Origin of the sequence: Caballeronia sp. NK8 (assembly GCF_018408855.1) — a bacterium.
Classification (GTDB): Bacteria; Pseudomonadota; Gammaproteobacteria; order Burkholderiales; family Burkholderiaceae; genus Caballeronia.
The window spans coordinates 1-25,682 of the sequence record NZ_AP024322.1; the positions used below are offsets into that span (position 1 = coordinate 1).

At 61.7% G+C, this 25,682-nt stretch carries 21 protein-coding genes and 1 tRNA gene; 12 read left to right on the forward strand and 10 right to left on the reverse strand.

Going from position 1 to position 25,682, the window contains the following annotated elements; all coding sequences use genetic code 11:
• The 3 genes from dnaA (at position 1) to gyrB (ending at position 5,547) form a co-directional block, all read left to right on the forward strand.
• A complete protein-coding gene (gene dnaA / locus NK8_RS00005) occupies positions 1 to 1,581 on the forward strand; it encodes a chromosomal replication initiator protein DnaA (protein WP_213226763.1) in 1,581 nt (526 codons plus the stop codon).
• Positions 1,582 to 1,846: 265 nt separating this feature from the next.
• Complete coding sequence (gene dnaN, locus NK8_RS00010) at positions 1,847 to 2,950, forward strand: DNA polymerase III subunit beta (protein ID WP_162064599.1); 1,104 nt, start codon at positions 1,847 to 1,849, stop codon at positions 2,948 to 2,950.
• A gap of 113 nt (positions 2,951 to 3,063) precedes the next feature.
• The gene (gyrB, locus tag NK8_RS00015; protein WP_162064600.1) at positions 3,064 to 5,547 is read left to right on the forward strand and encodes a DNA topoisomerase (ATP-hydrolyzing) subunit B; all 2,484 of its coding nucleotides are present in this window, start codon (positions 3,064 to 3,066) and stop codon (positions 5,545 to 5,547) included.
• A gap of 79 nt (positions 5,548 to 5,626) precedes the next feature.
• Here gyrB and NK8_RS00020 read toward each other — a convergent pair whose 3' ends face one another.
• Positions 5,627 to 6,487 (reverse strand): GyrI-like domain-containing protein, encoded by an 861-nt coding sequence (locus tag NK8_RS00020; protein WP_213226764.1) that lies wholly within the window; start codon positions 6,485 to 6,487, stop codon positions 5,627 to 5,629.
• A gap of 153 nt (positions 6,488 to 6,640) precedes the next feature.
• Here NK8_RS00020 and NK8_RS00025 point away from each other — a divergent pair, with 153 nt between their 5' ends.
• Positions 6,641 to 6,835, forward strand: coding sequence for a hypothetical protein (locus NK8_RS00025; RefSeq protein WP_162064601.1), 195 nt, complete (start codon positions 6,641 to 6,643; stop codon positions 6,833 to 6,835).
• A gap of 4 nt (positions 6,836 to 6,839) precedes the next feature.
• Positions 6,840 to 8,222, forward strand: a complete 1,383-nt coding sequence (gene dbpA, locus NK8_RS00030; RefSeq protein ID WP_213226765.1) for an ATP-dependent RNA helicase DbpA — start codon at positions 6,840 to 6,842, stop codon at positions 8,220 to 8,222.
• Positions 8,223 to 8,228: 6 nt separating this feature from the next.
• Here dbpA and NK8_RS00035 read toward each other — a convergent pair whose 3' ends face one another.
• Positions 8,229 to 9,602, reverse strand: a complete 1,374-nt coding sequence (locus tag NK8_RS00035; RefSeq protein WP_162066722.1) for an MFS transporter — start codon at positions 9,600 to 9,602, stop codon at positions 8,229 to 8,231.
• Between the two features lie 186 nt (positions 9,603 to 9,788).
• On the opposite strand from NK8_RS00035, the gene NK8_RS00040 reads away from it, so the two are divergent.
• The gene (locus NK8_RS00040; RefSeq protein ID WP_213228415.1) at positions 9,789 to 10,175 is read left to right on the forward strand and encodes a DUF488 domain-containing protein; all 387 of its coding nucleotides are present in this window, start codon (positions 9,789 to 9,791) and stop codon (positions 10,173 to 10,175) included.
• A 90-nt stretch (positions 10,176 to 10,265) separates the two neighbouring features.
• Here NK8_RS00040 and NK8_RS00045 read toward each other — a convergent pair whose 3' ends face one another.
• From NK8_RS00045 to NK8_RS00060, 4 genes are all read right to left on the reverse strand, one after another.
• A complete protein-coding gene (locus NK8_RS00045; RefSeq protein ID WP_225936179.1) occupies positions 10,266 to 10,622 on the reverse strand; it encodes a hypothetical protein in 357 nt (118 codons plus the stop codon).
• A gap of 380 nt (positions 10,623 to 11,002) precedes the next feature.
• Positions 11,003 to 12,265, reverse strand: a complete 1,263-nt coding sequence (locus NK8_RS00050) for a three-Cys-motif partner protein TcmP (protein ID WP_213226767.1) — start codon at positions 12,263 to 12,265, stop codon at positions 11,003 to 11,005.
• Between the two features lie 37 nt (positions 12,266 to 12,302).
• Positions 12,303 to 13,157 (reverse strand): DUF5131 family protein, encoded by an 855-nt coding sequence (locus tag NK8_RS00055; protein ID WP_213226768.1) that lies wholly within the window; start codon positions 13,155 to 13,157, stop codon positions 12,303 to 12,305.
• Positions 13,158 to 13,609: 452 nt separating this feature from the next.
• Positions 13,610 to 13,685 (reverse strand) — tRNA-Lys (locus NK8_RS00060).
• Positions 13,686 to 13,839: 154 nt separating this feature from the next.
• On the opposite strand from NK8_RS00060, the gene NK8_RS00065 reads away from it, so the two are divergent.
• Genes NK8_RS00065 through NK8_RS00075 form a run of 3 tightly spaced genes read left to right on the forward strand, consistent with a single transcriptional unit; the run spans position 13,840 to position 15,604 of the window.
• Entirely contained in the window at positions 13,840 to 14,247 is a 408-nt protein-coding gene (locus NK8_RS00065) for a PaaI family thioesterase (RefSeq protein ID WP_213226769.1), read from the forward strand.
• A complete protein-coding gene (locus NK8_RS00070; protein ID WP_213226770.1) occupies positions 14,248 to 15,117 on the forward strand; it encodes a patatin-like phospholipase family protein in 870 nt (289 codons plus the stop codon). It begins immediately after the preceding gene.
• 10 nt (positions 15,118 to 15,127) lie between these two features.
• On the forward strand, positions 15,128 to 15,604 hold the full coding sequence (locus NK8_RS00075; RefSeq protein ID WP_213226771.1) for an OsmC family protein: 477 nt from the start codon (positions 15,128 to 15,130) through the stop codon (positions 15,602 to 15,604).
• A 9-nt stretch (positions 15,605 to 15,613) separates the two neighbouring features.
• On the opposite strand, the gene NK8_RS00080 is transcribed toward NK8_RS00075, so the two are convergent.
• Positions 15,614 to 16,630: a D-2-hydroxyacid dehydrogenase family protein gene (locus NK8_RS00080; RefSeq protein WP_213226772.1), complete on the reverse strand. Its 1,017-nt coding sequence runs from the start codon at positions 16,628 to 16,630 to the stop codon at positions 15,614 to 15,616.
• A 487-nt stretch (positions 16,631 to 17,117) separates the two neighbouring features.
• On the opposite strand from NK8_RS00080, the gene NK8_RS00085 reads away from it, so the two are divergent.
• Together NK8_RS00085 and NK8_RS00090 are read left to right on the forward strand one after the other, a co-directional pair.
• Positions 17,118 to 18,989, forward strand: a complete 1,872-nt coding sequence (locus NK8_RS00085; RefSeq protein WP_213226773.1) for a phosphoenolpyruvate carboxykinase (GTP) — start codon at positions 17,118 to 17,120, stop codon at positions 18,987 to 18,989.
• A gap of 337 nt (positions 18,990 to 19,326) precedes the next feature.
• The gene (locus NK8_RS00090; protein WP_213226774.1) at positions 19,327 to 20,415 is read left to right on the forward strand and encodes a LysR family transcriptional regulator; all 1,089 of its coding nucleotides are present in this window, start codon (positions 19,327 to 19,329) and stop codon (positions 20,413 to 20,415) included.
• A gap of 86 nt (positions 20,416 to 20,501) precedes the next feature.
• Here NK8_RS00090 and NK8_RS00095 read toward each other — a convergent pair whose 3' ends face one another.
• The 3 genes from NK8_RS00095 to dprA all read right to left on the reverse strand — a co-directional run bounded on the left by NK8_RS00095 (position 20,502) and on the right by dprA (position 24,976).
• A complete protein-coding gene (locus NK8_RS00095; protein WP_213226775.1) occupies positions 20,502 to 23,147 on the reverse strand; it encodes a DNA topoisomerase III in 2,646 nt (881 codons plus the stop codon).
• 170 nt (positions 23,148 to 23,317) lie between these two features.
• Positions 23,318 to 23,695 carry a thioredoxin family protein gene (locus NK8_RS00100; protein ID WP_061174220.1) on the reverse strand — a complete coding sequence of 126 codons (378 nt, stop codon included), beginning with the start codon at positions 23,693 to 23,695 and terminating at the stop codon, positions 23,318 to 23,320.
• Between the two features lie 75 nt (positions 23,696 to 23,770).
• The gene (dprA, locus tag NK8_RS00105; RefSeq protein WP_213226776.1) at positions 23,771 to 24,976 is read right to left on the reverse strand and encodes a DNA-processing protein DprA; all 1,206 of its coding nucleotides are present in this window, start codon (positions 24,974 to 24,976) and stop codon (positions 23,771 to 23,773) included.
• 200 nt (positions 24,977 to 25,176) lie between these two features.
• On the opposite strand from dprA, the gene def reads away from it, so the two are divergent.
• The gene (gene def, locus NK8_RS00110) at positions 25,177 to 25,680 is read left to right on the forward strand and encodes a peptide deformylase (RefSeq protein WP_213226777.1); all 504 of its coding nucleotides are present in this window, start codon (positions 25,177 to 25,179) and stop codon (positions 25,678 to 25,680) included.
• The last annotated feature ends 2 nt before the right edge of the window (positions 25,681 to 25,682 follow it).

The window sequence follows — 25,682 nt, forward strand, 5'->3', positions numbered from 1 at the left end:
ATGAACGATTTCTGGGAACACTGTTCCGCACTGCTCGCGCGCGAACTCACGCCGCAGCAGTACGTCACGTGGATCAAGCCGCTGACCCCGGTCGACTTCGATGCCGACGCGAACATCCTGCGCATCGCCGCTCCCAACCGCTTCAAGCTCGACTGGGTGAAAAGCCAGTTCTCGGGCCGCATCGCCGATGTCGCGCGCGAATTTTTCAGCGCGCCCATCGACGTGCAATTCGTCCTCGATCCGAAAGCGACCGCGCGCAATGCGATCGGCGGCGGGCTGAACGCCGCGCCCCGTCCGACCGCGAGCGCGCCCGCCGCGCCGCGCGCGCCGGCGCCCTCGGCGGCCGCGCCGCAGGCGCCCACGGTGGTGGCGCACGCGAACGCCACGGCGCACATCAACGCGCTTGCAGCCGAAGCGGCGCAACAGGCACAAGCCACGCAGGAAGATCAGGCCGATCTCGACCTCCCGAGCCTCGACGCCAACGAAGCCGCTGCGGGCCGGCGCACGTGGCGCCCGGGCGGCGCTCCGTCGGCGGGCGGTGAAACCGATTCCGCCTACGAGCGCTCGAAGCTCAACCCGGTGCTGACGTTCGACAATTTCGTCACCGGTAAGGCGAACCAGCTTGCTCGCGCGGCCGCCATTCAGGTCGCGGACAATCCCGGCATCTCGTACAACCCGCTCTTCCTGTATGGCGGCGTGGGCCTCGGCAAGACCCACCTGATTCACGCCATCGGCAATCAGTTGCTGATGGACAAGGCCGGCGCGCGCATCCGCTACATTCACGCGGAACAGTACGTGTCCGACGTGGTGAAGGCATACCAGCGCAAGGCGTTCGACGACTTCAAGCGCTATTACCATTCGCTCGATCTGCTGCTCATCGACGATATTCAGTTCTTCTCCGGCAAATCGCGCACGCAGGAAGAGTTCTTCTACGCGTTCGAGGCGCTCGTCGCGAACAAGGCGCAGGTCATCATCACGAGCGATACGTATCCGAAGGAAATCTCCGGTATCGACGATCGCCTGATCTCGCGATTCGACTCCGGTCTGACGGTCGCGATCGAGCCGCCCGAGCTGGAAATGCGCGTCGCGATTCTGATGAGGAAGGCGCAGTCCGAAGGCGTGAGTTTGTCGGAAGACGTCGCGTTCTTCGTCGCGAAGCATCTGCGTTCGAACGTGCGCGAACTCGAAGGCGCGCTGCGCAAGATCCTCGCATATTCGAAGTTCCATGGCCGCGACATCACGATCGAGCTGACCAAGGAAGCGCTCAAAGACCTGTTGACGGTGCAGAACCGCCAGATCTCGGTGGAGAACATCCAGAAGACGGTTGCCGATTTCTACAACATCAAGGTCGCCGACATGTACTCGAAAAAGCGGCCGGCCAATATTGCGCGCCCGCGCCAGATCGCGATGTATCTGGCGAAGGAGCTGACGCAGAAGAGCCTGCCCGAGATCGGTGAACTGTTCGGCGGACGCGATCACACGACCGTGCTGCATGCGGTGCGCAAGATCGCGGCGGAGCGCGGCACCGACGCGCAACTGAACCACGAACTGCACGTGCTCGAGCAGACGCTGAAGGGCTAAGGGGTCGACGGACGCGGCGTGAAGAACGCACGCGTCATTAATTGCGTTCGAAAGCCTGTTTTTTGACGAAAACGCCCCCAATTTCAGGGAGCGGTTCCGTTTTGAGGCACAATATAGGTTTAGCCGTCCGTGGCCTGGGCGGCTTTCGAGCGCAGTTTTCGCGAGTGACCGGCGGGGGGCCGGCAACGCGTGTTACGAGGTTGTCCGCTGGGCAAATCTGGTGGCGAAACCGGCGGACAGGCCGTCACATCAACGAAGGAACTCTATGCAACTGGTCAAGACCGAACGAGATAATCTTCTAAGGCCGCTGCAAACCGTGAGCGGTATCGTAGAACGCCGCCATACGTTGCCGATCCTCGCCAATTTGCTCATTACCAAGAACGGCGCGGATGTGTCGTTCCTCTCGACCGACCTCGAACTACAGATCACGACCCGCGCCGACTTCGGCGTCGGCAGCGACCAGGTCGCCACCACGGTCGCCGCGCGCAAGCTGCTCGACATTCTGCGCGCGATGCCCTCGGGCGAAGTCGTGCTCGACCTCTCCGACAAGCGCCTGACCGTGCGTTCCGGCAAAAGCCGTTTCGCGCTGCAGACGCTCGCCGCCGACGAATTTCCCACCGTCAACCAGGCTACTGACTTCGGCGCGAGCCTTTCGGTTCCGCAGAAGACGTTCCGCCAGTTGCTCGGCATGGTCTATTTCGCGATGGCCCAGCAGGACATCCGCTACTACCTGAACGGCATGCTGCTCGTGGTGGACGGCGACCAGCTGATGGCGGTCGCGACCGACGGCCACCGTCTCGCGTTCTCGTCGATGAAGATCGAGGGCTCGTTCGCGCGCCAGGAAGTCATCATCCCGCGCAAGACGATTCTCGAACTCCAGCGTTTGCTCGAAGACATCGACGACACTTTGAAGATCGACATCGCCGCGACGCAGGTGAAGTTCAGCTTCGGCCAGGTCGAACTCGTGTCGAAGCTCGTCGAGGGCAAGTTCCCCGACTTCCAGCGCGTGATTCCGAAGTCGCACAAGAACACGTTCGAAATCGGCCGTGAAGAGTTGCAGCGTTCGTTGCAGCGCGCGGCCATTCTGACCTCCGACAAGTTCAAGGGCGTGCGTTGCCTCGTCGAGCCGGGCCAGCTCAAGATCATGTCGACCAACGCCGACCAGGAAGAGGCGCAGGAAGAGCTGGAGATCGCCTATCAGGGCGATTCCGTCGATATCGGATTCAACGTCACCTATCTGCTCGACGTGCTGGCGAATCTGAAGGTCGACACGCTCAAGGTGAGCCTCGGCGACGCCAATTCCAGCGCGCTCATCACGATTCCCGAGAACGAGGAATTCAAGTACGTGGTGATGCCGATGCGTATCTGACGCGCGCAATACCGAAAACACTCCAAGGGGCGGCGCGCCCCTTTGGTGTTTTTAAGGTGTTTTGAAAAGTTCGAGCAGTAACCCAGGCAGTGACGCAGAACCGGAAAATTTCCATGACTGAAAACACAAATTCGCAGCCCGACAACAAGCCTGACAACAGCTATGGCGCATCGTCCATCCAGATCCTTGAAGGTCTGGAGGCTGTGCGCAAGCGGCCGGGCATGTATATCGGCGATACGTCGGATGGCACCGGTTTGCATCACCTCGTTTTCGAAGTGCTGGACAACTCCATCGACGAAGCGCTCGCAGGCTATTGCGACGACATTCACGTCACCATTCACGCGGACAACTCCATTTCCGTCACGGATAACGGCCGCGGCGTGCCGACTGGCCTCAAGCGCGACGACAAGCACGATCCGAAGCGCAGCGCCGCCGAAATCGTCATGACCGAGCTGCACGCGGGCGGCAAGTTCGACCAGAACAGCTACAAGGTGTCGGGCGGCCTGCACGGCGTGGGCGTGTCGTGCGTGAACGCGCTGTCCGCATGGCTGCGCCTCACGGTGCGCCGCGACGGCAAGAAGCACTTCATGGAGTTCGCGCGCGGCGTCGTGCAGAACCGCGAGATCGTGGAAGAGAACGGCATCCAGTATTCGCCGATGCCCGTCGTCGGCGATACGGAAAATCGCGGCACCGAAGTGCACTTTCTCGCCGATGTCTCGATCTTCGGCAATGTCGAATTTCACTACGACATTCTCGCGAAGCGCATGCGCGAGCTTTCGTTCCTGAACAACGGCGTGCGTATCCGTTTGACGGATCAGCGCACCGGCAAGGAAGACGATTTCGCGTTTGCGGGCGGCGTGAAGGGCTTTGTCGAGTACATCAACAAGGCCAAGCAGGTGCTGCATCCGAACGTGTTCCACGCGGTCGGCGAGCGCGAGAACGTGACCGTCGAAGTGGCGATGCAGTGGAACGACAGCTTCAACGAAAGCGTGCTGTGCTTCACGAACAACATTCCGCAGCGCGACGGCGGCACCCATCTGACCGGCCTGCGCGCCGCGATGACGCGCGTGATGAACAAGTACATCATCGACAACGAGATCGCGAAGAAGGCGAAGGTCGAGACGACCGGCGACGACATGCGTGAGGGTCTTTCGTGCGTGCTGTCGGTGAAGGTGCCGGAGCCGAAGTTCAGCTCGCAGACGAAGGACAAGCTGGTGTCGTCGGAAGTGCGCGCGCCGGTCGAGGAAATCGTCGCGAAGGCGCTCGAAGATTATCTGCAGGAGACGCCGAACGACGCGAAGATCATCACGGGCAAGATCGTCGATGCGGCGCGTGCTCGCGATGCCGCGCGCAAGGCGCGCGAGATGACGCGTCGCAAGGGCGTGCTCGATGGCGTCGGTCTGCCGGGCAAGCTTGCGGATTGCCAGGAGAAGGACCCGGCGAAGTCGGAGATTTATATCGTCGAGGGTGACTCGGCGGGCGGATCGGCCAAGCAGGGACGCGATCGCAAGTTCCAGGCGATTTTGCCGTTGCGCGGCAAGGTGCTGAACGTGGAGAAGGCGCGTTTCGACAAGCTGATTTCGTCGGAGCAGATCGTGACGCTGGTGACGGCGCTCGGATGCGGCATCGGCAAGGACGATTACAACCTCGACAAGCTGCGCTATCACCGCATCATCATCATGACCGATGCGGACGTCGACGGCGCGCACATCCGCACGCTGTTGCTGACGTTCTTCTACCGGCAAATGCCGGAGATTGTCGAGCGCGGGTATATCTATATCGCGCAGCCGCCGCTCTACAAGATCAAGGCGGGCAAGGACGAGCGGTACATGAAGGACGCGCACGAGCTCAATCAGCATATGTTGAAGCTGGCGTTGCAGGGTTCCGAACTGATGCCGAGCGAAGGCGCGGATCCGATTTCCGGCGATGCGCTGGGTGAACTCGCCCGTGCGTACTTGCTTGCGCAGGCTGTTGTCGATCGTCTCAGCCGGATTTATGACGCGGCCGCGCTCGAATCGGTGATGGACGGCGTGATCATCGATCTGTCGTCGCAGGAAGCGGCGGAAGCGTCGGCGAAGCGTCTTGAAGAGCGCTTGCGTGCCGATCCTTTGAAGCCCGAAGTGAGCGTCGAACCTGCTTACGATCAGGTGCGCGAGCTGCGGTCGCTGCATATCAAGCGGCGTCATCATGGCAATGTGAAGGTCACGGTGTTCGACGAAGACCTTCAGTTGACGGCGGACTACAAGCAGCTCGTATCGACGGCGGATACGTTCAAGGGCTTGATCGGCGATGGCGCGTTGATCAAGCGCGGCGAACGGTCGATGGCCGTGACCGACTTCAAGAGCGCGATGAAGTGGTTGATCGCGGACGCGGAGCGTAACGTTTCGAAGCAGCGCTACAAGGGGCTTGGCGAGATGAACCCCGAGCAGCTCTGGGAAACGACGATGGATCCAGCGGTGCGGCGTTTGCTGCGTGTGCAGATCGAGGACGCGATTGCCGCCGATGGCATCTTTACGACGCTCATGGGCGATGATGTGGAGCCGCGGCGGGCGTTTATCGAGAGCAATGCGTTGAGGGCGGGGAATATCGACGTTTAAGGAGACTTGCGCAACGCCAGGCCTCGAAGCCCGCGAAATTCGGTGCAGCACGCGCCGGTTGTCGCGGGCTTTTTTCGGCCTAGGCAACCGCCTTCAACGCCACCCAAATCTCCGTCACCAGATCCGCTGGCGCCGTCTCCCTCGGATCGTTCACATAAACCTCGAACACAGGCGCGTCGCCGGTTTCCCGTCCCGACTGCGGCAACCATTCCCCATACAGCCACTGATACGCGAAGCAAAGCTGCGCATACGGCCCGACATGCGTGAGCACCGCAAACTCCCCGCCCGCGACTTCCACGCGCGACACCGGCGCTTCGAACTTCACCGCGTCCGGCTCGAACAGCTCGCAACATGCCATCGAGCGAAGTTCATCTTCGGCGACGGCTGCAGGATCGTCGAGATAAATGCCCAGTGACCGCGCCCGGGGATCGACCAACTCCCGCACCGCGAGCCAATGAAACAGCATCTCGAACGCCCGCCCGATGTTCATATACGACCCGCGATGCTCCATCGCGGCCACGGTAAAACCACGCTGAGTACGAATATCGACTTGATGCATCGCCGTGTCTCCTGATCGAATTTCATCCAAAGGAACAAACATCGAAGCGCCGCCGTCAGTTCGAAACTGTCCCGGCGCCATCCGGTAACTCGCCTGAAACGCCCGCGAAAACGCCTGCACGCTGCCATATCCGGCGCGCTCGGCGATCGAATCGATCGGCACCGCGCCATGCACGAGCTCATTCGCCGCGCGATGCAAACGCAACCGCCGCACGGTCGCCGCCGCGGTTTCCCCATAGAACGCGTGATAAATCCGATGCCAGTGATACGGCGACAAACACGCCACCTCGGCGAGCCGGTTGAGGTCCAGTTCGTCATCGAGGTGATCGTGGATGTACGCGACCACGCGCGCGAGTCGCGCCTCATAGACCCTGCCGTTCATCGTGCGCTCCACAAAGAAAACTCGATGAAAGAAAAGTAGCACGAGCCGCTTTAGCATTTCTTGCGGACTTGCGCGGACCGCGTCGGCACCAGACACGCGTACACTTTCGCCTTTGAGCGCACGAGCGCGCCACGAAACCAGAGAAATACGATTATGTTCACCTGTCGAAACCAGTCCTGCGGCGCGGAGTGGGCGCTATCCGATGTCGTCATCAAGAACGAGGGCCAAGGCCTTCTGTTCCGCTGCCCGATGTGCGGCGCGCGCAACTACGTCGCACGCCACGATGCCGACGATGGCACCACCACGTACGAGCAGCTCACCGACATCCCGCCGCACGGGACACGCTGAAACCATGACCACCGACACTTCCTTCAACAGCCTGCCGCTCTCGCCGGCGATGCAGGCGAACCTGCAGCAGCTCGGCTATCTGTCGATGACGCCGATCCAGGCCGCGAGCCTGCCGCCGGCGCTCGCCGGCCACGATCTCATCGCGCAGGCGAAAACGGGCAGCGGCAAGACCGCGGCCTTCACGCTGCCACTGCTTTCCCGCCTCGACGCGAGCCAGTTCGACGTGCAGGCGCTCATCCTCTGCCCGACGCGCGAACTCGCCGATCAGGTCACGCAGGAAGTCCGCCGCCTCGCGCGCGCGGAAGAGAACGTGAAAGTGCTGACGCTGTGCGGCGGTACGCCGATGCGTCCGCAGGTCGCGAGTCTCGAACACGGCGCGCATATCGTCGTGGGAACGCCGGGCCGCATCATGGATCATCTGGAGCGCGGCACGCTGACGCTCGGCGCAGTGCGTACCCTGGTGCTCGACGAAGCGGACCGCATGCTCGACATGGGCTTCTTCGACGACATCGCGTCGGTGGCGCGCCAGTGCCCGAAGGATCGCCAGACCTTGCTGTTCTCGGCGACGTATCCGGAAGGCATCGTGAAGCTGAGCCAGCAGTTCCTGCGCAATCCGCGCGAGATCAAGCTCACCGAACGGCACAGCAACGCGAAGATCAAGCAGATTTTCTATCAAGTGGAGGACCACGAGCGTCTGCACGCGGTCGGCCTGTTGCTCGACCACTATCGCCCGGTGAGCACGATCGCGTTCTGCAATACGAAGCAGCAGTGCCGCGATCTGCTCGATGTGCTGCGCGTGCAAGGTTTCGAAGCGCTCACGCTGCACGGCGAACTGGAACAGCGCGAACGCGATCAGGTGCTCGTGCAGTTCGCGAACCGCAGTTGCTCGGTGCTCGTCGCGACCGACGTCGCCGCGCGCGGTCTCGACATCGCGCAACTGGAAGCGGTGATCAACGTCGACGTGACGCCCGATCCGGAAGTGCATGTGCATCGCATCGGCCGTACCGGGCGTGGCGATGAGGAAGGCTGGGCGCTGTCGCTCGCGAGCATGGACGAGATGGGGCGCGTCGGCTCGATCGAGCAGGCGCAGCGTGCGGAAGTTGAATGGCATCCGCTGACCGAATTGACGTCAGCGGAACCGGGTCATCTGAAGCCGCCGATGGCGACGCTGCAGATCCTCGGCGGCCGCAAGGACAAGATCCGTCCCGGCGACGTGCTCGGCGCGCTCACCGGCGAAGCGGGCTTCGACGGCAAGCAGATCGGCAAGATCAACGTGATGGACATGGTCACGTACGTGGCCGTCGAACGGAGTATCGCCGATGACGCCGAGCGCAAGCTCGGCGTGGGCAAGCTCAAGGGCCGCAAGGTGAAGGTGCGGCGCATGTGAGCGCGCTCAGGCCTTGCGCGACGGCTCTCCGACGATTCGTTCAGACGACGGATTGCGCGTCACGAGCCGCAAACCGCTCGCGATACTGCCCACGCCCGCGAAGGCCGCGCCGAGCGAGAGCGCGAGTGCCGGACCATGCTTTCCGGCGATGCTGAAACACAGCGCGACGAGCGCCGCGCCCGTCGCCTGTCCGATCAGGCGCGATGTCGCGATCGTGCCGCTCGCGCCGCCACTGCGTTCGCGCGGCGCGCTCGACATGAACGCCTTCAGATTCGGCGACTGAAAGAAGCCGAAGCCCGCGCCGCAGATCGCCATGCGGATGCAGATTTCCAGCGCATGCGGTTGCGCAGGCAGCATCGCGAGCGACACCATCCCGACGCACAGAATCGCCAGCCCGACGCCACCCAGCAGGCCGGGTGAATGGCGATCGGACAGGCGTCCCGCGATCGGCGCCATCAACGCGACGAGCGCTGACCACGGCGTCATCAGAAATCCGGTCTCGACCTGGCTGCGGCCCAGCACGCTCTCGAAGAAGAACGGCAGCGACACGAACGCGAGTCCTTGCGCGGCGAACGAACAGATGGCGGTCATCGTCGAGAGCGCGAACATGGGGCGGCGAAAGAGATCGACGGGCAGCATCGGCGCGGGATGGCCGCGTTCACGTCGCAGCAGCAGGACGCCCGCAACCAGCGCGACGCCGAAGGCCGCGAGCACGGTTTGCGCGGGCGCGCGCTGAGCCGCTTCGCCGAGCGCGAAAATCAGCGCGGCGAAGGTGACGACGTTCAGCAATGCCGCGATGCGATCGAAGCCGTGTTCGGCGCGCTTCGTCTGCGGCAGCGACGGCCACGCAATCATCAACGCGAACACGCCGACCGGCAAATTGACCGCGAAGAGCCACGGCCACGTGCCGAGCGAAAGGACGATCGACGCGACCGTCGGCCCGATCGCGAACGCGATGCCGACCACGAGCGCGTTCAGCCCGACGCCGCGCCCCAGCCGATGCGGCGGAAAGATCGCGCTGATGAGCGCCGCGTTGACGCTCATGATCGCGCTCGCACCGAGGCCCTGCAGCAGACGCGCGGCGACGAGCGTCGGCAAGGACCACGAGAACGCGCACACGGCGGAGGCGATGAGGAACACGACGAGCCCGCCGAGATACACGCGCCGATGGCCGAGGATGCCGCCGAGCGCGGCGAGCGGCAGCAGGGTGGCGACCATCGCGAGCTGATACGCGTTGATGATCCAGACTGACGCGGCGGGCGTCGTGTGCAGATCGGCGGCAATGGCGGGCAGCGCCGTGTTGGCAATGGCGGTATCGAGCGTCGCGAGCGCGACCGAGAGCAGGATCGCGGCCATGCCTCGACGCTCGAGCGGGGTCATCGGGGCGTCGGGGTCGTGCGGCAGGGTTTGGGGGCGTTCTTCGGTGGGCACGGCGGTAATTCCGGATGTAAGCGGGCGGAGAATCCGAAACGATACGGGAAGATACGGGTTTTCGCTGAGTGGGGGCGCGGGAGCTTTCAAAGCGATGTCAGCGATTATGCTGTGCGGACAACGACGGAGATGATGATGGCGATTCGCATCGTGAGACTCGGGACGCCGCGCGTGGCGGATGAGGGGTTGCGTATCGGCACGGTGCGACGGCCGCCGCGCGGGGTGCCGAAGGCCGAGTTCGCGAAGCGTGATTTTTATGACGTGTGGTATCCGGTGCTTTCGCCGTCGCAGGAATTGGTGACGGCAGCGCTTCACGCGGAGGATGACAAGGAATGGCGCGCGTTCGTGAAGAAGTTCAAGGCGGAAATGGCCGAGGCGGATGCGAGCAGGACGCTTGATCTGCTCGCGGCGTTATCGCACCAGACGAATATGTCGGTCGGGTGTTACTGCGAGGATGAGGCGCGGTGTCATCGATCCGTACTGCGGGAGTTGCTGAACGCGCGTGGGGCGGATGTGATTTGAGGCGGAAATGAAAAAGGGCTGCGCATTGCGCAGCCCTTCGAATCTGGTGGTGGGGCGTGCGTGATTCGAACACTCGGGCTGCGAGTAGGGCTACAAAAGGATCGACACGGATTCACAGAGCACAGCCAGTTCCGCGCCGCACGAAGGCTCCAAGATGAAAAGCACCTTACGTCCGTCTGCGACGTCTCGATGAAGCCGCTCGATGATTGTGGGATCCGGTTCCCGGGCTTTTGCATCATCCCGGCTGTGCATCCAACGAATCCATGCACCCAAATCATCAGCGGAGAAGTGATGCATGGGAGAGATCGAGAGACGGGATGCGACGTTCTGATCTGCGAAGTCGATCATTCGCTGCGTTACCACTCCGGAGAATTTCAGCGTTTCAACTGCACCGGACACTCGTTTCAATCGAAGCGAAAGATATTGGACATCCGGGTCGTGTTCCATCGAAATGAGTTCGGCGTCGTGGAAACTGGGAAGTACGGCAAGGTTCTCCGACACCTACGTCAAGGTGAAGGAGAGGTTGCGCTGGCGCTGTGCACGCGGCCACGAATGGGCATCGTCGGCCGCGACTGTGCCCGCTGGTAGCTGGTGTCCGAACTTCGCGGTCCTGGGGCGCACGAAGAATCGCATAAAACGTCGGAGATATGATTTGTGAGATGCAGGAAGGCAGAGGATGCTCCCCGTGGCAGTCCCAGCCCGCACGAACGCAGAACAGCAACAGCAGGTCGCCCGACGAGAGCGGCGGTGCGTGTTCGTAAGAGGTGGTCTCAATTCACCTACGACGCCGTTTGACGCGACTCAATTCTGACGGGCTGTTGATAACTCTAGCAGGGCAGGAATAATTTCATCTGCCTCGCTGGTTGTACAAGGTCGGTGTCGACGATATATCGGGCCAGATATCGAGGCTTTCCGTCTAAAGATTGAATCTCGATGTCCCGGCTGTTGATGAGCTTCTCCAGCACCTCCTTGTACATTTCAGCCGACGCTGGGGACCCGTTACAAGTCTTTGAAAACAGTGCGGCAAAGGTCATTGCACCGTGGGCGAAGATAAACTGAGCCAACTGCAGAGTGAGCGCTTCGTCCGATTTTCCTCTTGCCACATCGTCAAATCGAAAGCCTCCGTCAAACTCTTGAAGAAAACCCATCGTGTGGGGTGCCAGCATGTTCAGGCCCGGTCCGCCATAGTGGACGAAATGATTGCTGAGCTTCCAGTGAACGCCCTTCATTACATCTTGAGCTCGGTGATGCTGGGAGAGATGAACTAGCCAATACTCCCCGTGTCCCGCACCTTTTCCCCGGATAAAGAACGGAGTAAAAAAAGAAGCCCCGCAACCCACTACAAGCGCGTCATATAGTGCGGCCTGGATGAATCGGCGCCAATCTGCGTCGCTTTGCTTTATGTCTTCGATCGTCCGTCCGTCAAGTCGATTGAAGATGTCTATCTGGAGCGTCTTCGACACTTTTTCAGCCAATTCGTCGTTTGTATACGTGGCAAATGATGAAACGTGAAAAGTGAGGACGATCTCTGCGTTGTTCGCCTGTTCAAAGATCTTGCGGATTAGAGGGGCTGGCACTTCCGTGTAGCCGTATTGGTCGAGGAAAAACAGGGCCTTGTGCACCCTCGGCGTATGCGAGCGTACCTTGGCAAGAACGGCGTCGGCCGTCTCAGCGAATTCTGCGTGGACGAGATGGATTGTATTATCGAGCGCAGCACCGAAGCCGCGCTCCGTCAGGGCCTTTCGCAAATACCTGATCGCGTGGACATTTTTATCGATAAAAACAAACTGAACGTCGAAAATGATTGGTTTTTTTCGATCTAGGTTGACCAGCTTTTTCGCCGATTCGACCGCCTCAATAATTCGAAACGGTGAGCCCAAGACAAGGGTTTTCGTTCCTCGCAGGTAGTATTCGCCACCACCGCAGAATCCGTCTACGAGCGTTAGCTTAAAGCTCTCTTGACCGCGCGAGTTTCGCGTGCGCTGGTCGAAGTATCGAATCAGATAGTCTACGAGCACCTGATGCTTAGTAATGCTGTGCTCGTCGATAATCGCTGGGCCATCGCCCCAGTTGTAGTGTTTCTTTGACACAGTGGTGTCCAGCTAGTTATTGGACCAATTGCGAGTTCTAGTATACCTTCGGAAACTGATCCCAGTGCTGGCCCGCCAGGGTCCTGCCGGATTTTCCCTTTCCGATGGCGGCGAGTGAGATTTCTGTCCCATCTCGCCGAACCACCTTTATCGGGGTTCTCTTTGTCACGAAATCCGTCACTTGTTCCAGTGGCGCCCAATGTCCCCACTGTTTGAAATGGAACGCCACGTGTGCTTTGGCGCATTGCTTTTGTAGATCAACTGGCCACACTGGGTCCATCGCCCGTGAACCCGGTCCTGACTCTCCACCCGCAATGACCCAGTCAACGCGGGTGCCGTTTTCCCCGCGGACCAGATGCTCGCTAATATCTAATGGCCCTAAGAGCGGTTCGCACGAAAGGAATCGAACGGCCGGCGATGTAAAGGCTAGCAGGTGCTTGATTCGCTTGTCCGCAGACGCTTGATTTTCGACCGTTGCACCTAACCAAACGTTTTTAGGAAATTCGTATCCTTTTGGTAGTTGCTTGCGGACGAGATGGATGCGCTTCGTCAGTAAAAGCCAATCAAGTTGTGGCGTGTTTTCTATAAGTTGGAGGAGGCGCATTCGATGTGGAATCAAATCTTCCCGATTCTCAAAGACGTCCGCCATTGACGCGCAAAATACCCGTCGTCGCGAATTGCTCGCCAAGGCTTCTTTGTTCCACTTGATAGGCTCCTTCCAATGAGCGTCTCCGAAGAACCGCCGTTCGGTCTTTGGTCCCCAGACGCTTTCTCCTAGCCGCTTAGCCCATGTTTCCGCGTAGCAGTTATCGCAAGCGGCGGATACCTTCACGCAGCCCCACCATGGGTTGAACGTATGGTGTGTCCATTCTATTCGCGAGTCCTTTCCCATTTTCGCCGCCTGTTGTGCCTTGCGGTATTGTACGTTCGTTGTTTGTTCGTAGTGACGTAGTCCCGTTCACTTTCGCCGCGGCCATCCCGTCGTCACCGTTTGCGACATGCCGCTTGCGTTTCTCGGAAATTGAGGGGTTGCCGACAAGCGGCGCTTCAGATCCCCAAACAAACAACGAATGCGCGCGTGAGTGACCCTGTATGTTTGTACAGTATTCGAGGTAGGTCAAGGCGTAGATGAACTGCGCTGTAGCCGAACAGATGTTGCGGCAATTTTTGCGCGAGAGAGATCGGTGATATGGTAACCACCGTCCCCTTTGAACGGGGGCTGCAGAAGTGGCTGCATGGATCCGCATAGATTGACGTTACCGCAAAACGCCTACATCAGGCCTACACGAAACCCAGAAAGCAAAAAGCCCAGCCGTGTGGGCTGGGCTTTTTGCTTGAATCTGGTGGTGGGGCGTGAGTGACTCGAACACTCGACCTACGGATTAAGAGTCCGCTGCTCTACCAACTGAGCTAACGCCCCAACAGAAACGAGATTATAGCGGGGCCTTTTCCGGAAGCGCAAGCCCCTGCGCGAGAAATTTCTTAAATTTCTGACGAAGCCGTCCGACACGCGAACCAGCACGCCCCTTTCAGCCCGGTATCATGACGCATCTTCCCACGCCACGATCCCCGTAATGGACGAAACTGCCATCCGCGCCCTGCTCGACAGCATCCTCGCCCCGTGGGTCAAGGAACTGCATCTCGCGCCCGAATCCATCGATGAAAACGCCGTCACGCTGCGCCTGCCGTACTCGGACCACCTGCGCCACGCCGGCGGCGTCATCTGCGGACAAGTCTTCATGGCCGCCGCCGACACCGCGATGGTCGTCGCCATCTCGCACGTCATGGGCGGCTTCTCGACGATGACCACCGTCTCCCTGAACACGACGTTCATGCGGCCGGTCAAATCCGGCGACGTACTCGTGACAGCAAAGGTCAAACGCCGCGGCCGCAACCTCGTCTTCGGCGAAATCGACCTGCACGACGAACAGGGCGAGCTCGCCGCCCACGCCACCACCACCTACGCGCTCATCAACAAGTAAATGTTCGACCAGGTCGTATTCGCCGGCGGCGGCAACCGCTGCTGGTGGCAAGCCGGTTTCTGGGACATCGTCCGGCCGGAACTGAACCTCAAGCCGCGCATCATCGCAGGCATATCGGCGGGTGCGGCAACCGCCTGCATGCTCTACACGAACGAGTCGCGCTGGGTGATGGACTACTACGCGCACGCGCTGCGCGACAACACCCGCAACGCCTATTGGGGCAACCTGCTGCGCGGACAATCGGTGTTTCCGCATTACCGCATCTATCGACAGGCGCTGCTCGACATCTTCGCGGATCGCTTCCGTGACCTCTCGAGCGCGCCCGAGATCCGCATCGGCGTGTCGCATCTGCCGCGCTGGCTCGGCGCGCGCAGCGCCGTCGCGGCGGGTCTCATCGCGTACAACATCGAGAAGTACGTGCGCAAGACGCTGCATCCGACGCTCGGGCAAGCGCTCGGCTTTCATCCGGAGTTCGTGAAAGCCCAGGAATGCGCGACGATCGACGATCTCGCGGATCTGATCCTGCAATCGTCGAGCACGCCGCCGTTCACGCCGATCCTGCGACGCAACGGCCGCCCGGTTCTCGATGGCGGCATGGTCGACAACGTGCCCGTGTCCGCACTGGATGCATCGCCGGGTCTCGTCCTCGTGATGGTCACGCGGCTTTATCCGCGCGAGCGCATGTTCATCGTGCCGCTCGGCGAGCAAAAGCGTCTCTACATCCAGCCATCGCGCAAGGTGCCGATTTCGAGCTGGGACTATACGAGTCCGTCGCAGATGCAACATGCTTATGACCTGGGCCGCGCGGACGGCGAGGATTTTCTGGAACGCCTTCCGCGTGTGATGGAAACCGCTTCGCATCTCGCTTGAGGAGCAGACCGTGGCGAAGAAGCACACGTATGAACTGACCGTCGACTGGACGGGCAATCTCGGTTCCGGCACATCGGCCTATGACGCGTATTCGCGCGATCATCTGGTTCGCGTCGGCAACAAGACGGCGATCGAGGCATCGAGCGATCCCGCGTTTCGCGGCGACCCCGCGCGTCACAATCCGGAAGAGTTGTTCGTGGCGTCGCTGTCGTCGTGCCACATGCTCTGGTATCTGCACCTGTGCGCGACGAACGGGATCGTCGTGACGGGTTATGTCGATGAAGCCATCGGGACGATGCAGGAAGAGGCGAAGGGCGACGGGCGCTTCGTCGATGTGCTGTTGCGCCCGCGCGTGACGATCGGCGCCGGCGGCGATGCCGATCTCGCGGCGCGCCTGCACGAAAAGGCGCACCGCTTCTGCTTCATCGCGAACTCGGTGAACTTTCCGGTGCGCTGCGAGCCGTCGATCGATATCTCGACAGTCTGAATCGAATGCTCAGCGGCGGCGCGCGTGCTGAAGCGCTTCCTTGTTGAAGACGCTGGACGTGTCGCCGCCATTGAATGCGAGGATGTTCCGGAACGCCGCGCCGAAGTACAACTCGTAACTCTCGCGCTCCACATAGCCGATGTGCGGCGTGCAGATCACGTTCTCCAGCCGCAGCAGGCCGTAGCCCTGCAGGATCGGCTCGCTCTCGAAGACATCGACCGCGACCATGCCCGGGCGGTTGTGATGCAGCGAATTGAGCAGCGCGTTTTCCTCGAGCAATTCGGCGCGGCTCGTGTTGACGAAGAGCGCGGTCGGCTTCATCCGCATCAGATCGTCCTGTTTGACGATACCCGTGGTCTCGTCGGTCAGGCGCAGATGCAACGTGAGCACGTCGCTCTGTTCGAACAGCGCCTCGCGGCTTTCGGCGACTGCGAAGCCATCCTCGCGCGCCGCGCCTTGCGAATGCTCGCGCCCGTAGACCAGCACGTTCATGCCGAACGCCTTGCCGTAACCGGCCACCAGCTTGCCGATCTTGCCGTATCCCCAGATGCCGAGCGTCTGCCCGCGCAGCACCTGACCGAGACCGAAGTTCGGCGGCAGCGCCGATGTCTTCAGCCCCGATTGCTGCCACGCGCCTTGCTTCAGATTTGCGACGTACTGCGGAATGCGCCGCTGCGCCGCCATGATGAGCGCCCACGTCAGCTCCGCCGGCGCGACCGGCGAACCCGTGCCCTCCAGCACCGCGATGCCGCGTTCCGTGCACGCATCGACATCGATATGCCCGCCGCCCGCGCGTCCCGTCTGGCTGATCATGCGCAGCTTGGGACATTTGTCGAGCAATTGCGAACTGATGCGGGTGCGCTCGCGAATCAGCACGAGCGCGTCGACTTCCGAAAGTCTGCTGGCCAACTGTCCGAGACCACGCACCGTGTTATTGAAGACCTTTACCTCATGGTCATCCAGCAAATGGAAGCAGTCGAGCTTCCGGACGGCGTCCTGGTAGTCGTCGAGAATGGCGATTTTCATGGGCATTGGTTGGCTTTTGTTAGGCATCAAACGTGCTGCTTTATAGGCGAGGGCGAGAATAGAACGCTTAAATTCGGGTAACTACCGATAAATTGCGCTCTATTGCAGGTTATTGCGCTGCATCACATGGTTCCCGCGATGCGGTGTTATGCTTGACTCCCCAATTTTTCAGGAGCCTCGCGGGTCCGCGCCAAAAAAAGAATTTCAGCGCAACTGGCGGAAAACACAGTGATCGGCGAGGAGGCAGGCCACTTAGTATCTCTTTTTAACAGTTTGTTCCTTTGCGACGCAAGCCGCGAGCAGGTGCGGTTTGCAGTCGAAGGATTCATGCCCGTGACGCCGCATTGGCTCGCGAACCGCATTTCGTGCAACGGACGCGCGTATCGGACGTGCACGAAAGCGCCCGGCGGTTCGAGTCGCAAACGCCTCTCGCATGCAGCGTCAGTTGGGCGATTGGTTTTCATTGCAGAAGAACGGAGACAGCTCGATGAACCAGCCCGCAGTAGTCGAAGATCACAATAAAAATGCCGTCGAAATCGAAGCGCCGGCCTATGTCCGGCACCGAAGACTCATCGAATGGGTGCAGCGCGTCGCGGCCCTGACCAAGCCGGATCGTATCGAATGGTGTGATGGTTCGCAGGAAGAATACGACCGGCTCTGCCAGCAGATGGTCGCCGCCGGCACGATGAAGAAGCTCAACCCCGAGAAGCGCCCGAATTCCTTCCTCGCTTGCTCGGATCCCTCGGATGTGGCGCGCGTCGAAGACCGCACGTTCATCTGCTCCGAACACCGCGAAGACGCCGGCCCGACCAACAACTGGATCGATCCGCAGGAAATGCGCGTGACGCTCGACGGTCTGTTCGACGGCGCGATGCGCGGCCGCACGATGTACGTCGTGCCGTTCTCGATGGGCCCGCTCGGTTCGCCGATCGCGCATATCGGCGTGGAGTTGTCAGACAGCCCGTACGTCGTGACGAACATGCGCATCATGACGCGCATGGGCCGCGCGGTTTACGACGTGCTGGGCGCCGACGGCGAGTTCGTGCCGTGCGTGCATTCGGTCGGCGCGCCGCTGGTCGATGGCCGCAAGGACGTGGCCTGGCCGTGCAACGACACGAAGTACATTGTTCATTTCCCCGAATCGCGAGAGATCTGGAGCTTCGGCTCGGGCTACGGCGGCAATGCGCTGCTCGGCAAGAAATGCTTCGCGCTGCGCATCGCATCGACGATGGGCCGCGACGAAGGCTGGCTCGCCGAGCACATGCTGATTCTCGGCGTCACGTCGCCGCAGGGGCGCAAGTATCACGTCGCGGCGGCGTTCCCGTCCGCGTGCGGCAAGACCAACTTCGCGATGCTGATTCCGCCGAGCGATCTCGACGGCTGGAAGGTCACGACGATCGGCGACGACATCGCCTGGATCAAGCCGGGCCGCGACGGCCGCCTGTACGCGATCAACCCGGAAGCGGGCTACTTTGGCGTGGCCCCGGGCACGAGCGAAAAGACCAACTTCAACGCGATGGCCACGTTGAAGGAAAACGTGATTTTCACCAACGTCGCGCTCACCGACGACGGCGATGTCTGGTGGGAAGGCATGACCGACGCGCCGCCCGCGCATCTGATCGACTGGCAAGGCCGCGACTGGACGCCGGACATCGCGAAGGAAACGGGCGCGAAGGCCGCGCATCCGAACGCGCGCTTCACGGCGCCGGCGTCGCAATGTCCGTCGATCGACGCCGATTGGGAGAATCCGGCCGGCGTGCCGATCGATGCGTTCATCTTCGGCGGACGCCGCTCCAACACGGTGCCGCTCGTGACCGAAGCGCGCGACTGGAAGGAAGGCGTCTACATGGCCGCCACGATGGGCTCCGAAACCACTGCCGCCGCCGCGGGGCAGCAGGGCGTCGTGCGCCGCGATCCGTTCGCGATGCTGCCGTTCTGCGGTTACAACATGGCCGACTACTTCGGTCACTGGCTGAAGATGGGTGAGCGTCTCGAAGCGCTGAACGCGAAAGCGCCGAAGTTCTTCTGCGTCAACTGGTTCCGCAAGGGCGACGACGGCAAGTTCGTGTGGCCGGGCTTCGGCGAAAACATGCGCGTGCTGAACTGGATGATCGGCCGCATCGAAGGCACGGCGAAGGGCGAGGAGCACGCGTTCGGCATTTCGCCGCGCTATGAGGACATCGACTGGGGCGCGCTCGGCTTCACGCGCGAGCAATTCGCGCAGGTCATCTCGGTCAACGACGCAGCCTGGCGCGACGAACTGGCGCTGCACGACGAATTGTTCACGAAGTTGCGGCACGGTTTGCCGGAGGCGCTGCCCGAAGCGAAGGCCGGCATGGAAAAGCGTCTGGCCGCCTGAGCCGATCGTCCGGCGTGCTGCTGCGCCGGATTTGTCTCGCAAACTGAATCAATCCCCATATATCGGGCCCGTTTCGACGGGCCCGTTTTTCATCGCCTACACCGTCAAAATTGACGCGGCCAGCATTTCCAAAATTTCGTCTATCAGAACTTACCCAGCCGTGTGTTGTGTGAATCGCAACAATCGGTGATCTTTCATCGCAGTAAGACGCCTAACATTCAGATTTTTTTCGACTTTTTCACGCTTCCCGGCAACTTCTGCACAAAAGTGCCGGTCCTAGGATAATCCTGAATTGCTTTGCAGCAGAATTCAAGCCGTCTAGCGGCAGGAGTGTCTTATGGATCATTTGCAGTCGATGAGGGTGTTCATCCGTGTCGCGGACCTCGGCAGTTTCGCCCGGGCCGCGAGCGCGATGGACATCTCCAATGCGGTGGCTACGCGCCACGTCGCGGACCTGGAAGGCCGCCTCGGTACGCGCCTGCTCAACCGCACGACGCGCAGCCTCTCGCTCACCGAGTCCGGTCAGGTGTATCTGGAGCGGGCGCGGCAAATTCTCGACGAACTGGAAGACGTCGAACAGATGGTGGTGGCGCGCAATCACGAACCGCTCGGTTCGTTGAGGATCGTCGCGCCTGTGGTGTTTGGCCTGCACAATCTCGCGCCCGTATTGCAGACGTACGCGCAGCGCTATCCGAAGGTCGTGCCGGACGTGACGCTGGTTGACCGTCAGGTCGATCTGGTCGAGGAAGGTTTCGATGTCGGCATCGTCATCGCGCGGCAGGTGAAGAGCGCGAGCATCGTCACGCGGCGGCTGACGACCGGTTGCATGACCGTCTGCGCGACGCCCGCTTACCTGGAAACCCACGGCACGCCGACGCGCCCGGAGCATCTGCTCGAACATCCGTGCCTGAGTCTGCCGTCGGAATATTGGGGCGACGAGCGCGTGTTCACCGGTCCGGAAGGCGAAGTGCGCGTGCGGCCGCAGAACGTCATCATCGCGAACAATACGGAGATGCTTCGGCAATTCGCGTTGCTCGGCATGGGCATCGCGATTCTGCCGAGCTATCTGATCGGCAACGATACGACGCGCGGCCAGCTCGTGCGCCTGCTCGGCGACTATCAGTTGCCGCAGGTCGAGATCAACGTCGCGTATCCGAGCCGCCGTCACTTGCCGGCGAAGGTCCGCACGTTCATCGATCATCTCGTCGAGTATTTCAGCCAGACGCCGAATCATCAGGTGGGCGAGCAGTGGATTCGCGATGGCCGCGGCAGGCCGGGCGCATCTTCGCACTACGAGCATGCCGATCAAACCGCGACGCCCGTGCCGCCCGCGCCACGTCCGCGTCCGATCGACGGCGAAATGGCGCCCAAACTCGCGAAGCCTTCACGCACGCGCGGACGCTTGCCGGCGGCATCGCCTTTTTGAAAGGCTCGCGCGCGAACAAAGCGCAAATAAAAAACACCCGCGAATCGCTTCGCGGGTGTTTTTCTTTGTAGCCTGCAAAAAGACGCTTAGCTCGTCTTCTTCGCCGCGGTCTTCCTGGCCGCTGCCTTTTTCGCGGGCGCCTTCTTCGCCGCGGTCTTCGCGGACGTCGTCTTGGCGGCGACGGCGACATCGCTGTCGCCGCTTTCATCGCCGCTGTCCGCCTGTGCTTCCGCCGACGCGCCGCGCTTGGCCGCCGTCTTCGCCGCCGGCTTACCTTCCTTCTTCTCGAACTCGAAGCCGATCTTGCCGTCCGGCTGCTTCACGAGAAACGCCTTGAAGTTGCGCCCGGTGCGCGACGACTTGAAGTTCGTCAGCAAGTCCGTGCGGCCTTCGGTCAGGAGCTTGTGCATCTGCTCCCGCGCGATTTCCTGTTGCAGGATGACCTTGCCCGAACGGAAATCGCAGGTCTTGGGATTCGAGACCGAGCTCTCGCATACGTAGCTCATGCCGTGCTCGTACACGCGCGATTGGCACTTCGGACACGCGCCGACCGGCGTCTGTTCGGAGAAATCAGGCGGTTCGCCATCTTCGCCGCCATTGTCCTGACCGAAATCGAATTCGAGCTTGTAGTTCTTGATCTCGTCGTCGAGCGAGAGTTTGAGAATCGCCGAGAACGGACGGCCCATCTTGCTGCGGAAGCCCGACAGCGGCCCTATGGTTTTCTCGCGCAGCAATTCCTCGACTTCCGGAATTTCGAACTGTCGTCCGCCCGGAATCTTCGAAATCGAGAACTCGCACTTCGTGCACGCGAACCGGCGATAGTTTTCCTTCACCTGCGCGCCGCAGTTCGGGCACGGCGTTTCGAGTGTCGCGTAATCGCCGGGAATTGTGTCGGAGTCGTATTCCTTCGCGCGCTTGACGATGGTCTGCGTCATCCGCGCGATTTCCTGCATGAAGGTATCGCGATGCAGGCTGCCGCGCTCCATCTGCGAAAGTTTGTGCTCCCACTGGCCGGTCAGTTCGGGCGCGGTGAGTTCTTCGACGCCGAGGCCGCGCAGCAAGGTCATCAACTGGAACGCCTTCGCCGTCGGGATCAGTTCGCGGCCTTCGCGCACCATGTACTTCTCGCCGAGCAGACCTTCGATGATCGCCGCACGCGTCGCCGGCGTGCCGAGGCCCTTTGCGGCCATCGCGTCGCGCAACTCTTCGTCTTCGACGAGCTTGCCCGCGCCTTCCATCGCCGAAAGCAGCGATGCTTCGTTGTAGCGCGCAGGCGGTTTGGTCACGAGACCGTGGGCCTCGACCTTTTCGACATCGACCTTCTCGTCCTTCTGCACCGGCACGAGATTGCCTTCCTCGCCCGCGGCCTCGCGACCGTAGATCTGCAGCCAGCCCGGCTCGACGAGCACCTTGCCTTCCGTCTTGAAGTGATGCCCCGAGACTTCGGTGATGCGCGTCGTCACGAGATATTCTGCCGCCGGGAAGAACACCGACAGGAAGCGCTTCACGACCAGGTCATACAGCTTCTGCTCGGGCTCGGACAGCGACTTCGGCGCCTGCAGCGTCGGGATGATGGCGAAGTGATCGCTGATCTTCGAGTTATCGAAGATGCGCTTGTTGGGCTTCACCCAGCCCTTGTCGAGCACCTGTTTCGCGAACGGCAGATAGTTGTTGCTCTCCTTGAGCATGGTCATCGTGTCCTTGACCGTGTTCAGGTAGTCCTCGGGCAGCGCGCGCGCATCGGTACGCGGATAGGTCAGGACCTTGTGCTTTTCATACAGCGCCTGGGCGAGGCCGAGCGTGTTCTTCGCGGAGAAGCCGAAGCGGCCGTTGGCTTCGCGCTGCAGGCTCGTCAGATCGAAGAGCAGCGGCGACATTTGCGTCGACGGCTTCGATTCTTCCGTTACCGTGCCAGTTTTGCCACGGCAGGCCGCGACGACGGTTTCCGCAGCCGCGAGACTCCACAGGCGCGAATCGCGCTGTTCGGGATCGTTTTCGACGCGCTTGAACTTCGGATCGAACCAACGGCCTTCGTACAGGCCCTTCGCGGCGATGAACTCGGCGCGCACTTCCCAGTAGTCGCGCGGCACGAAACGGCGGATTTTCTCCTCACGTTCGACGACGATCGACAACGTTGGCGTCTGAACGCGACCGACCGTGGTCAGGAAGAAGCCGCCGCCCTTGCTGTTGAACGCGGTCATCGCGCGCGTGCCGTTGATGCCGACGAGCCAGTCCGCTTCCGAGCGGCAGCGCGCGGCGTCGGCGAGCGGCTGCATGTCGGCGTCGCTGCGCAGGTTCGCGAAGCCGTCGCGGATCGCGGCGGGCGTCATCGATTGCAGCCACAAACGCTGTACCGGCTGTTTCGCCTTCGCGTGCTGCGCGATCAGGCGGAAGATCAGTTCACCCTCGCGCCCCGCGTCGCATGCGTTGATGAGGCGCTCGATATCCTTGCGCTTCATCAGCTTGGTCAGCACCTTCAGGCGCGACTCGCTCTTCGCGATCGGATTCAGGTCGAAATGCGGCGGAATGACGGGCAGATTGGCGAAGCTCCATTTGCCGCGCTTGACGTCGTACTCTTCCGGCGCAGCGATCTCGAGCAGGTGGCCGACCGCGGACGAGAGCACATAGTCGTCGCTCTCGTAGTACTCGTCATGCTTGGTGAAGCCGCCCAGCGCACGCGCGATGTCGTTCGCGACGGAGGGCTTCTCGGCGATGATCAGGGCTTTGGACATGACTCAAAAGGTTGGTAACTGGCAGCGGCCCGGTTTGGACTGCTTTAACGACCGCTTTATAGCACACGCTTTGCGCGGCGGGCGTCGAAGCTCGCATCGGGGCGTTTCAATTTCCGGCTCGCGAAGCGCATGGCGAGAAGCGCAAAAGGCGCGTTTCGCGTGCGTCGCGATCAGGCCGTGGCAAGCGCCGGGCGCAGTTTCGGCGCGCCGACCATGCCCGGCAGCGCGGTGAGATCGGTCAGCATTCGACCGACGATAGACGCCTGCGGCAGCACCGTGCCGAAAAATCGCGTCGTGACGGCATCCTCGATCAGGATGGTAGGAAAATTTTCCACGTCGAGATCGTCGAAACGGTCGGCGTGATTCTCGATATCGATCCACGCGAAGCAGATCTCCGGATGCGCGTCCGCCAGCCTGTCGAAGCCTTCGCGATATTCGCGGCAGGTGCCGCACCATTCGGCGCACAGACAGGCGACGAACAGCGTGCCGGGCACGGCGATGCGCTCCGCGATGCGATCGGCATCGGTATCGAGATTCAGCGCGGACATGGCGGGTGCGAAATCCTTTATTGGTATCGACTGCGGGGACGGCTCATTTTTCCGCGAATGTAGCACGACGCGGCATCACGAGCGCTCCACCGCCGCATAGCGGCCGCCCGCAAGCGCGGCCACCTGCCCCGACAGTTCGAGCTGCAGCAGCGCGCCTTGCAGCGCCGCGCCGTCCAGATCGGTGCGTGTCGCGAGGATTTCAAGCGTCGCGGGCGCGTGGCCGAGAGCATCGAGAACGCGGGCGGCGTCGGCGCTCATGACAGATTCAGCCGCGCGCGCCGATGCCCACGACGCGCTGACCGAGCGCAGCTTCGCGCGTTTCGCCGCAGCCGCCGCCGCGCTCGCGGGCGTGAAGCCGAATTCTTCGAGCACATCCTCGGGCGTTTCGACCAGCTTCGCGCCCTGTTTGATCAACCGATGACAGCCCTGCGAAAGCGGCGCGTGAACGGAACCGGGCATCGCGAAAACATCGCGCCCCATTTCGTTGGCGAGACGCGCGGTGATGAGCGAACCGGATCGCATCGCGGCCTCGACGATCAGCACGCCACCCGACAATCCCGCGATCAGCCGGTTACGCTGCGGAAAATTCGCCGAGCGCGCCGGCGTGCCGAGCGGCCATTCGGAGAGGATCGCGCCGTCGCGGGCGATTTCATGCGCGAGCGTGTGATGCGCCGCCGGGTACACGAGGTCGGCGCCGGTCCCGATCACCGAAATCGTGCCGGTTGCGCCCTCCAGCGCACCGCGATGCGCCGAAGCGTCGATCCCGAGCGCGAGACCGGACACCACCGCGAGCCCCGCATCCGACAGTGCGCGGGCGAAGCGCCGCGCATCCTCGAGACCTTGCGGCGTCGCGTGCCGGCTGCCCACGATGGCGACTGCGCGCGCCTGAAGCAACTCGAGCCGGCCTTTCGCGTAGAGCAGCGGCGGCGGGTCCGGCATGGTGAGAAGCGCCTGCGGATAGCCGGCGTCCGCGAGCGTCAACAAGTGATTGCCGGGCTCGGAAGCCCATGCCAAAACCTCTTCAATATAGTGCTCGAATGCAACGCCTTCGATCTCGGACGGCGGCGCGAGGACAGCCTCGGCGGCGCTGGCATCGGCGGTTTTGGCGAGCGACGCGAAACTCTCCGACAACACTTCGCGCGGTCCGCCGAAAGCACCGAGCAGCGTGCGCAGCGCGAGCGGCCGCAATCCCTTCGCGTGCGCGAGCCGCAGCCACGCGCGCAGTTCTTCGGCATCGAGTGTGGAGGCGGCTTCCTCGGTCGGCAGGGCGGCGGTCGTCATGTTAAGATTTTTGATCCGGAACAGATTAAGAATCGTCGCTCAGGCTTGGGTCTCAGGCCCGAAGCGACGCCATTGGCCGCTTGCCGGCGGCGTTGAATCCACTGGATTCGCCCGCATATCTTCGGCATGCCGGCACTCACCCACAACCTGGCCGAATGGCCGATTTACACGCGTCGCGGCGCGCGTAGACAATCCGAATCATGGCTCTGCTCAAGATACTCAACTACCCGGACAAGCGGCTGAACAAGGTGGCGAAGCCCGTCGCCGTGGTCGATGACCGCATCCGCAAGCTCGTCGCCGACATGGCCGAGACGATGTACGCCGCGCCCGGCGTCGGCCTCGCGGCGACGCAGGTGGACGTGCACGAGCGCGTGATCGTAATCGACGTCTCGGACGCGCACGACGAACTGATGGTCTTCATCAACCCGGAACTCGTCTGGACGAGCGACCAGAAGAAGGAATGGGAGGAGGGCTGCCTGTCGGTGCCGGGCATTTACGATTTCGTCGAGCGCCCCGACAAGGTGCGCGTGAAGGCGCTGAATCAGAAGGGCGAGACCTTCGAGATCGACTGCGACGGCTTGCTCGCGGTGTGCATCCAGCACGAGATGGATCATCTGGCGGGTCACGTGTTCGTCGAATATCTGTCGTCGCTCAAGCAGACGCGCATTCGCGGCAAGATGAAGAAGCTGGAAAAGGCGCTGTAACC

Coding starts and splice junctions, on each gene's coding strand:
- dnaA (WP_213226763.1), top strand. CDS start 1: ATGAACGATTTCTGGGAACACTGTTCCGCACTGCTCGCGCGCGAACTC.
- dnaN (WP_162064599.1), top strand. CDS start 1,847: ATGCAACTGGTCAAGACCGAACGAGATAATCTTCTAAGGCCGCTGCAA.
- gyrB (WP_162064600.1), top strand. CDS start 3,064: ATGACTGAAAACACAAATTCGCAGCCCGACAACAAGCCTGACAACAGC.
- NK8_RS00020 (WP_213226764.1), bottom strand. CDS start 6,487: ATGAACGGCAGGGTCTATGAGGCGCGACTCGCGCGCGTGGTCGCGTAC.
- NK8_RS00025 (WP_162064601.1), top strand. CDS start 6,641: ATGTTCACCTGTCGAAACCAGTCCTGCGGCGCGGAGTGGGCGCTATCC.
- dbpA (WP_213226765.1), top strand. CDS start 6,840: ATGACCACCGACACTTCCTTCAACAGCCTGCCGCTCTCGCCGGCGATG.
- NK8_RS00035 (WP_162066722.1), bottom strand. CDS start 9,602: ATGACCCCGCTCGAGCGTCGAGGCATGGCCGCGATCCTGCTCTCGGTC.
- NK8_RS00040 (WP_213228415.1), top strand. CDS start 9,789: ATGGCGATTCGCATCGTGAGACTCGGGACGCCGCGCGTGGCGGATGAG.
- NK8_RS00045 (WP_225936179.1), bottom strand. CDS start 10,622: ATGGAACACGACCCGGATGTCCAATATCTTTCGCTTCGATTGAAACGA.
- NK8_RS00055 (WP_213226768.1), bottom strand. CDS start 13,157: ATGGGAAAGGACTCGCGAATAGAATGGACACACCATACGTTCAACCCA.
- NK8_RS00065 (WP_213226769.1), top strand. CDS start 13,840: ATGGACGAAACTGCCATCCGCGCCCTGCTCGACAGCATCCTCGCCCCG.
- NK8_RS00070 (WP_213226770.1), top strand. CDS start 14,248: ATGTTCGACCAGGTCGTATTCGCCGGCGGCGGCAACCGCTGCTGGTGG.
- NK8_RS00080 (WP_213226772.1), bottom strand. CDS start 16,630: ATGAAAATCGCCATTCTCGACGACTACCAGGACGCCGTCCGGAAGCTC.
- NK8_RS00085 (WP_213226773.1), top strand. CDS start 17,118: ATGAACCAGCCCGCAGTAGTCGAAGATCACAATAAAAATGCCGTCGAA.
- NK8_RS00090 (WP_213226774.1), top strand. CDS start 19,327: ATGGATCATTTGCAGTCGATGAGGGTGTTCATCCGTGTCGCGGACCTC.
- NK8_RS00095 (WP_213226775.1), bottom strand. CDS start 23,147: ATGTCCAAAGCCCTGATCATCGCCGAGAAGCCCTCCGTCGCGAACGAC.
- NK8_RS00100 (WP_061174220.1), bottom strand. CDS start 23,695: ATGTCCGCGCTGAATCTCGATACCGATGCCGATCGCATCGCGGAGCGC.
- dprA (WP_213226776.1), bottom strand. CDS start 24,976: ATGACGACCGCCGCCCTGCCGACCGAGGAAGCCGCCTCCACACTCGAT.
- def (WP_213226777.1), top strand. CDS start 25,177: ATGGCTCTGCTCAAGATACTCAACTACCCGGACAAGCGGCTGAACAAG.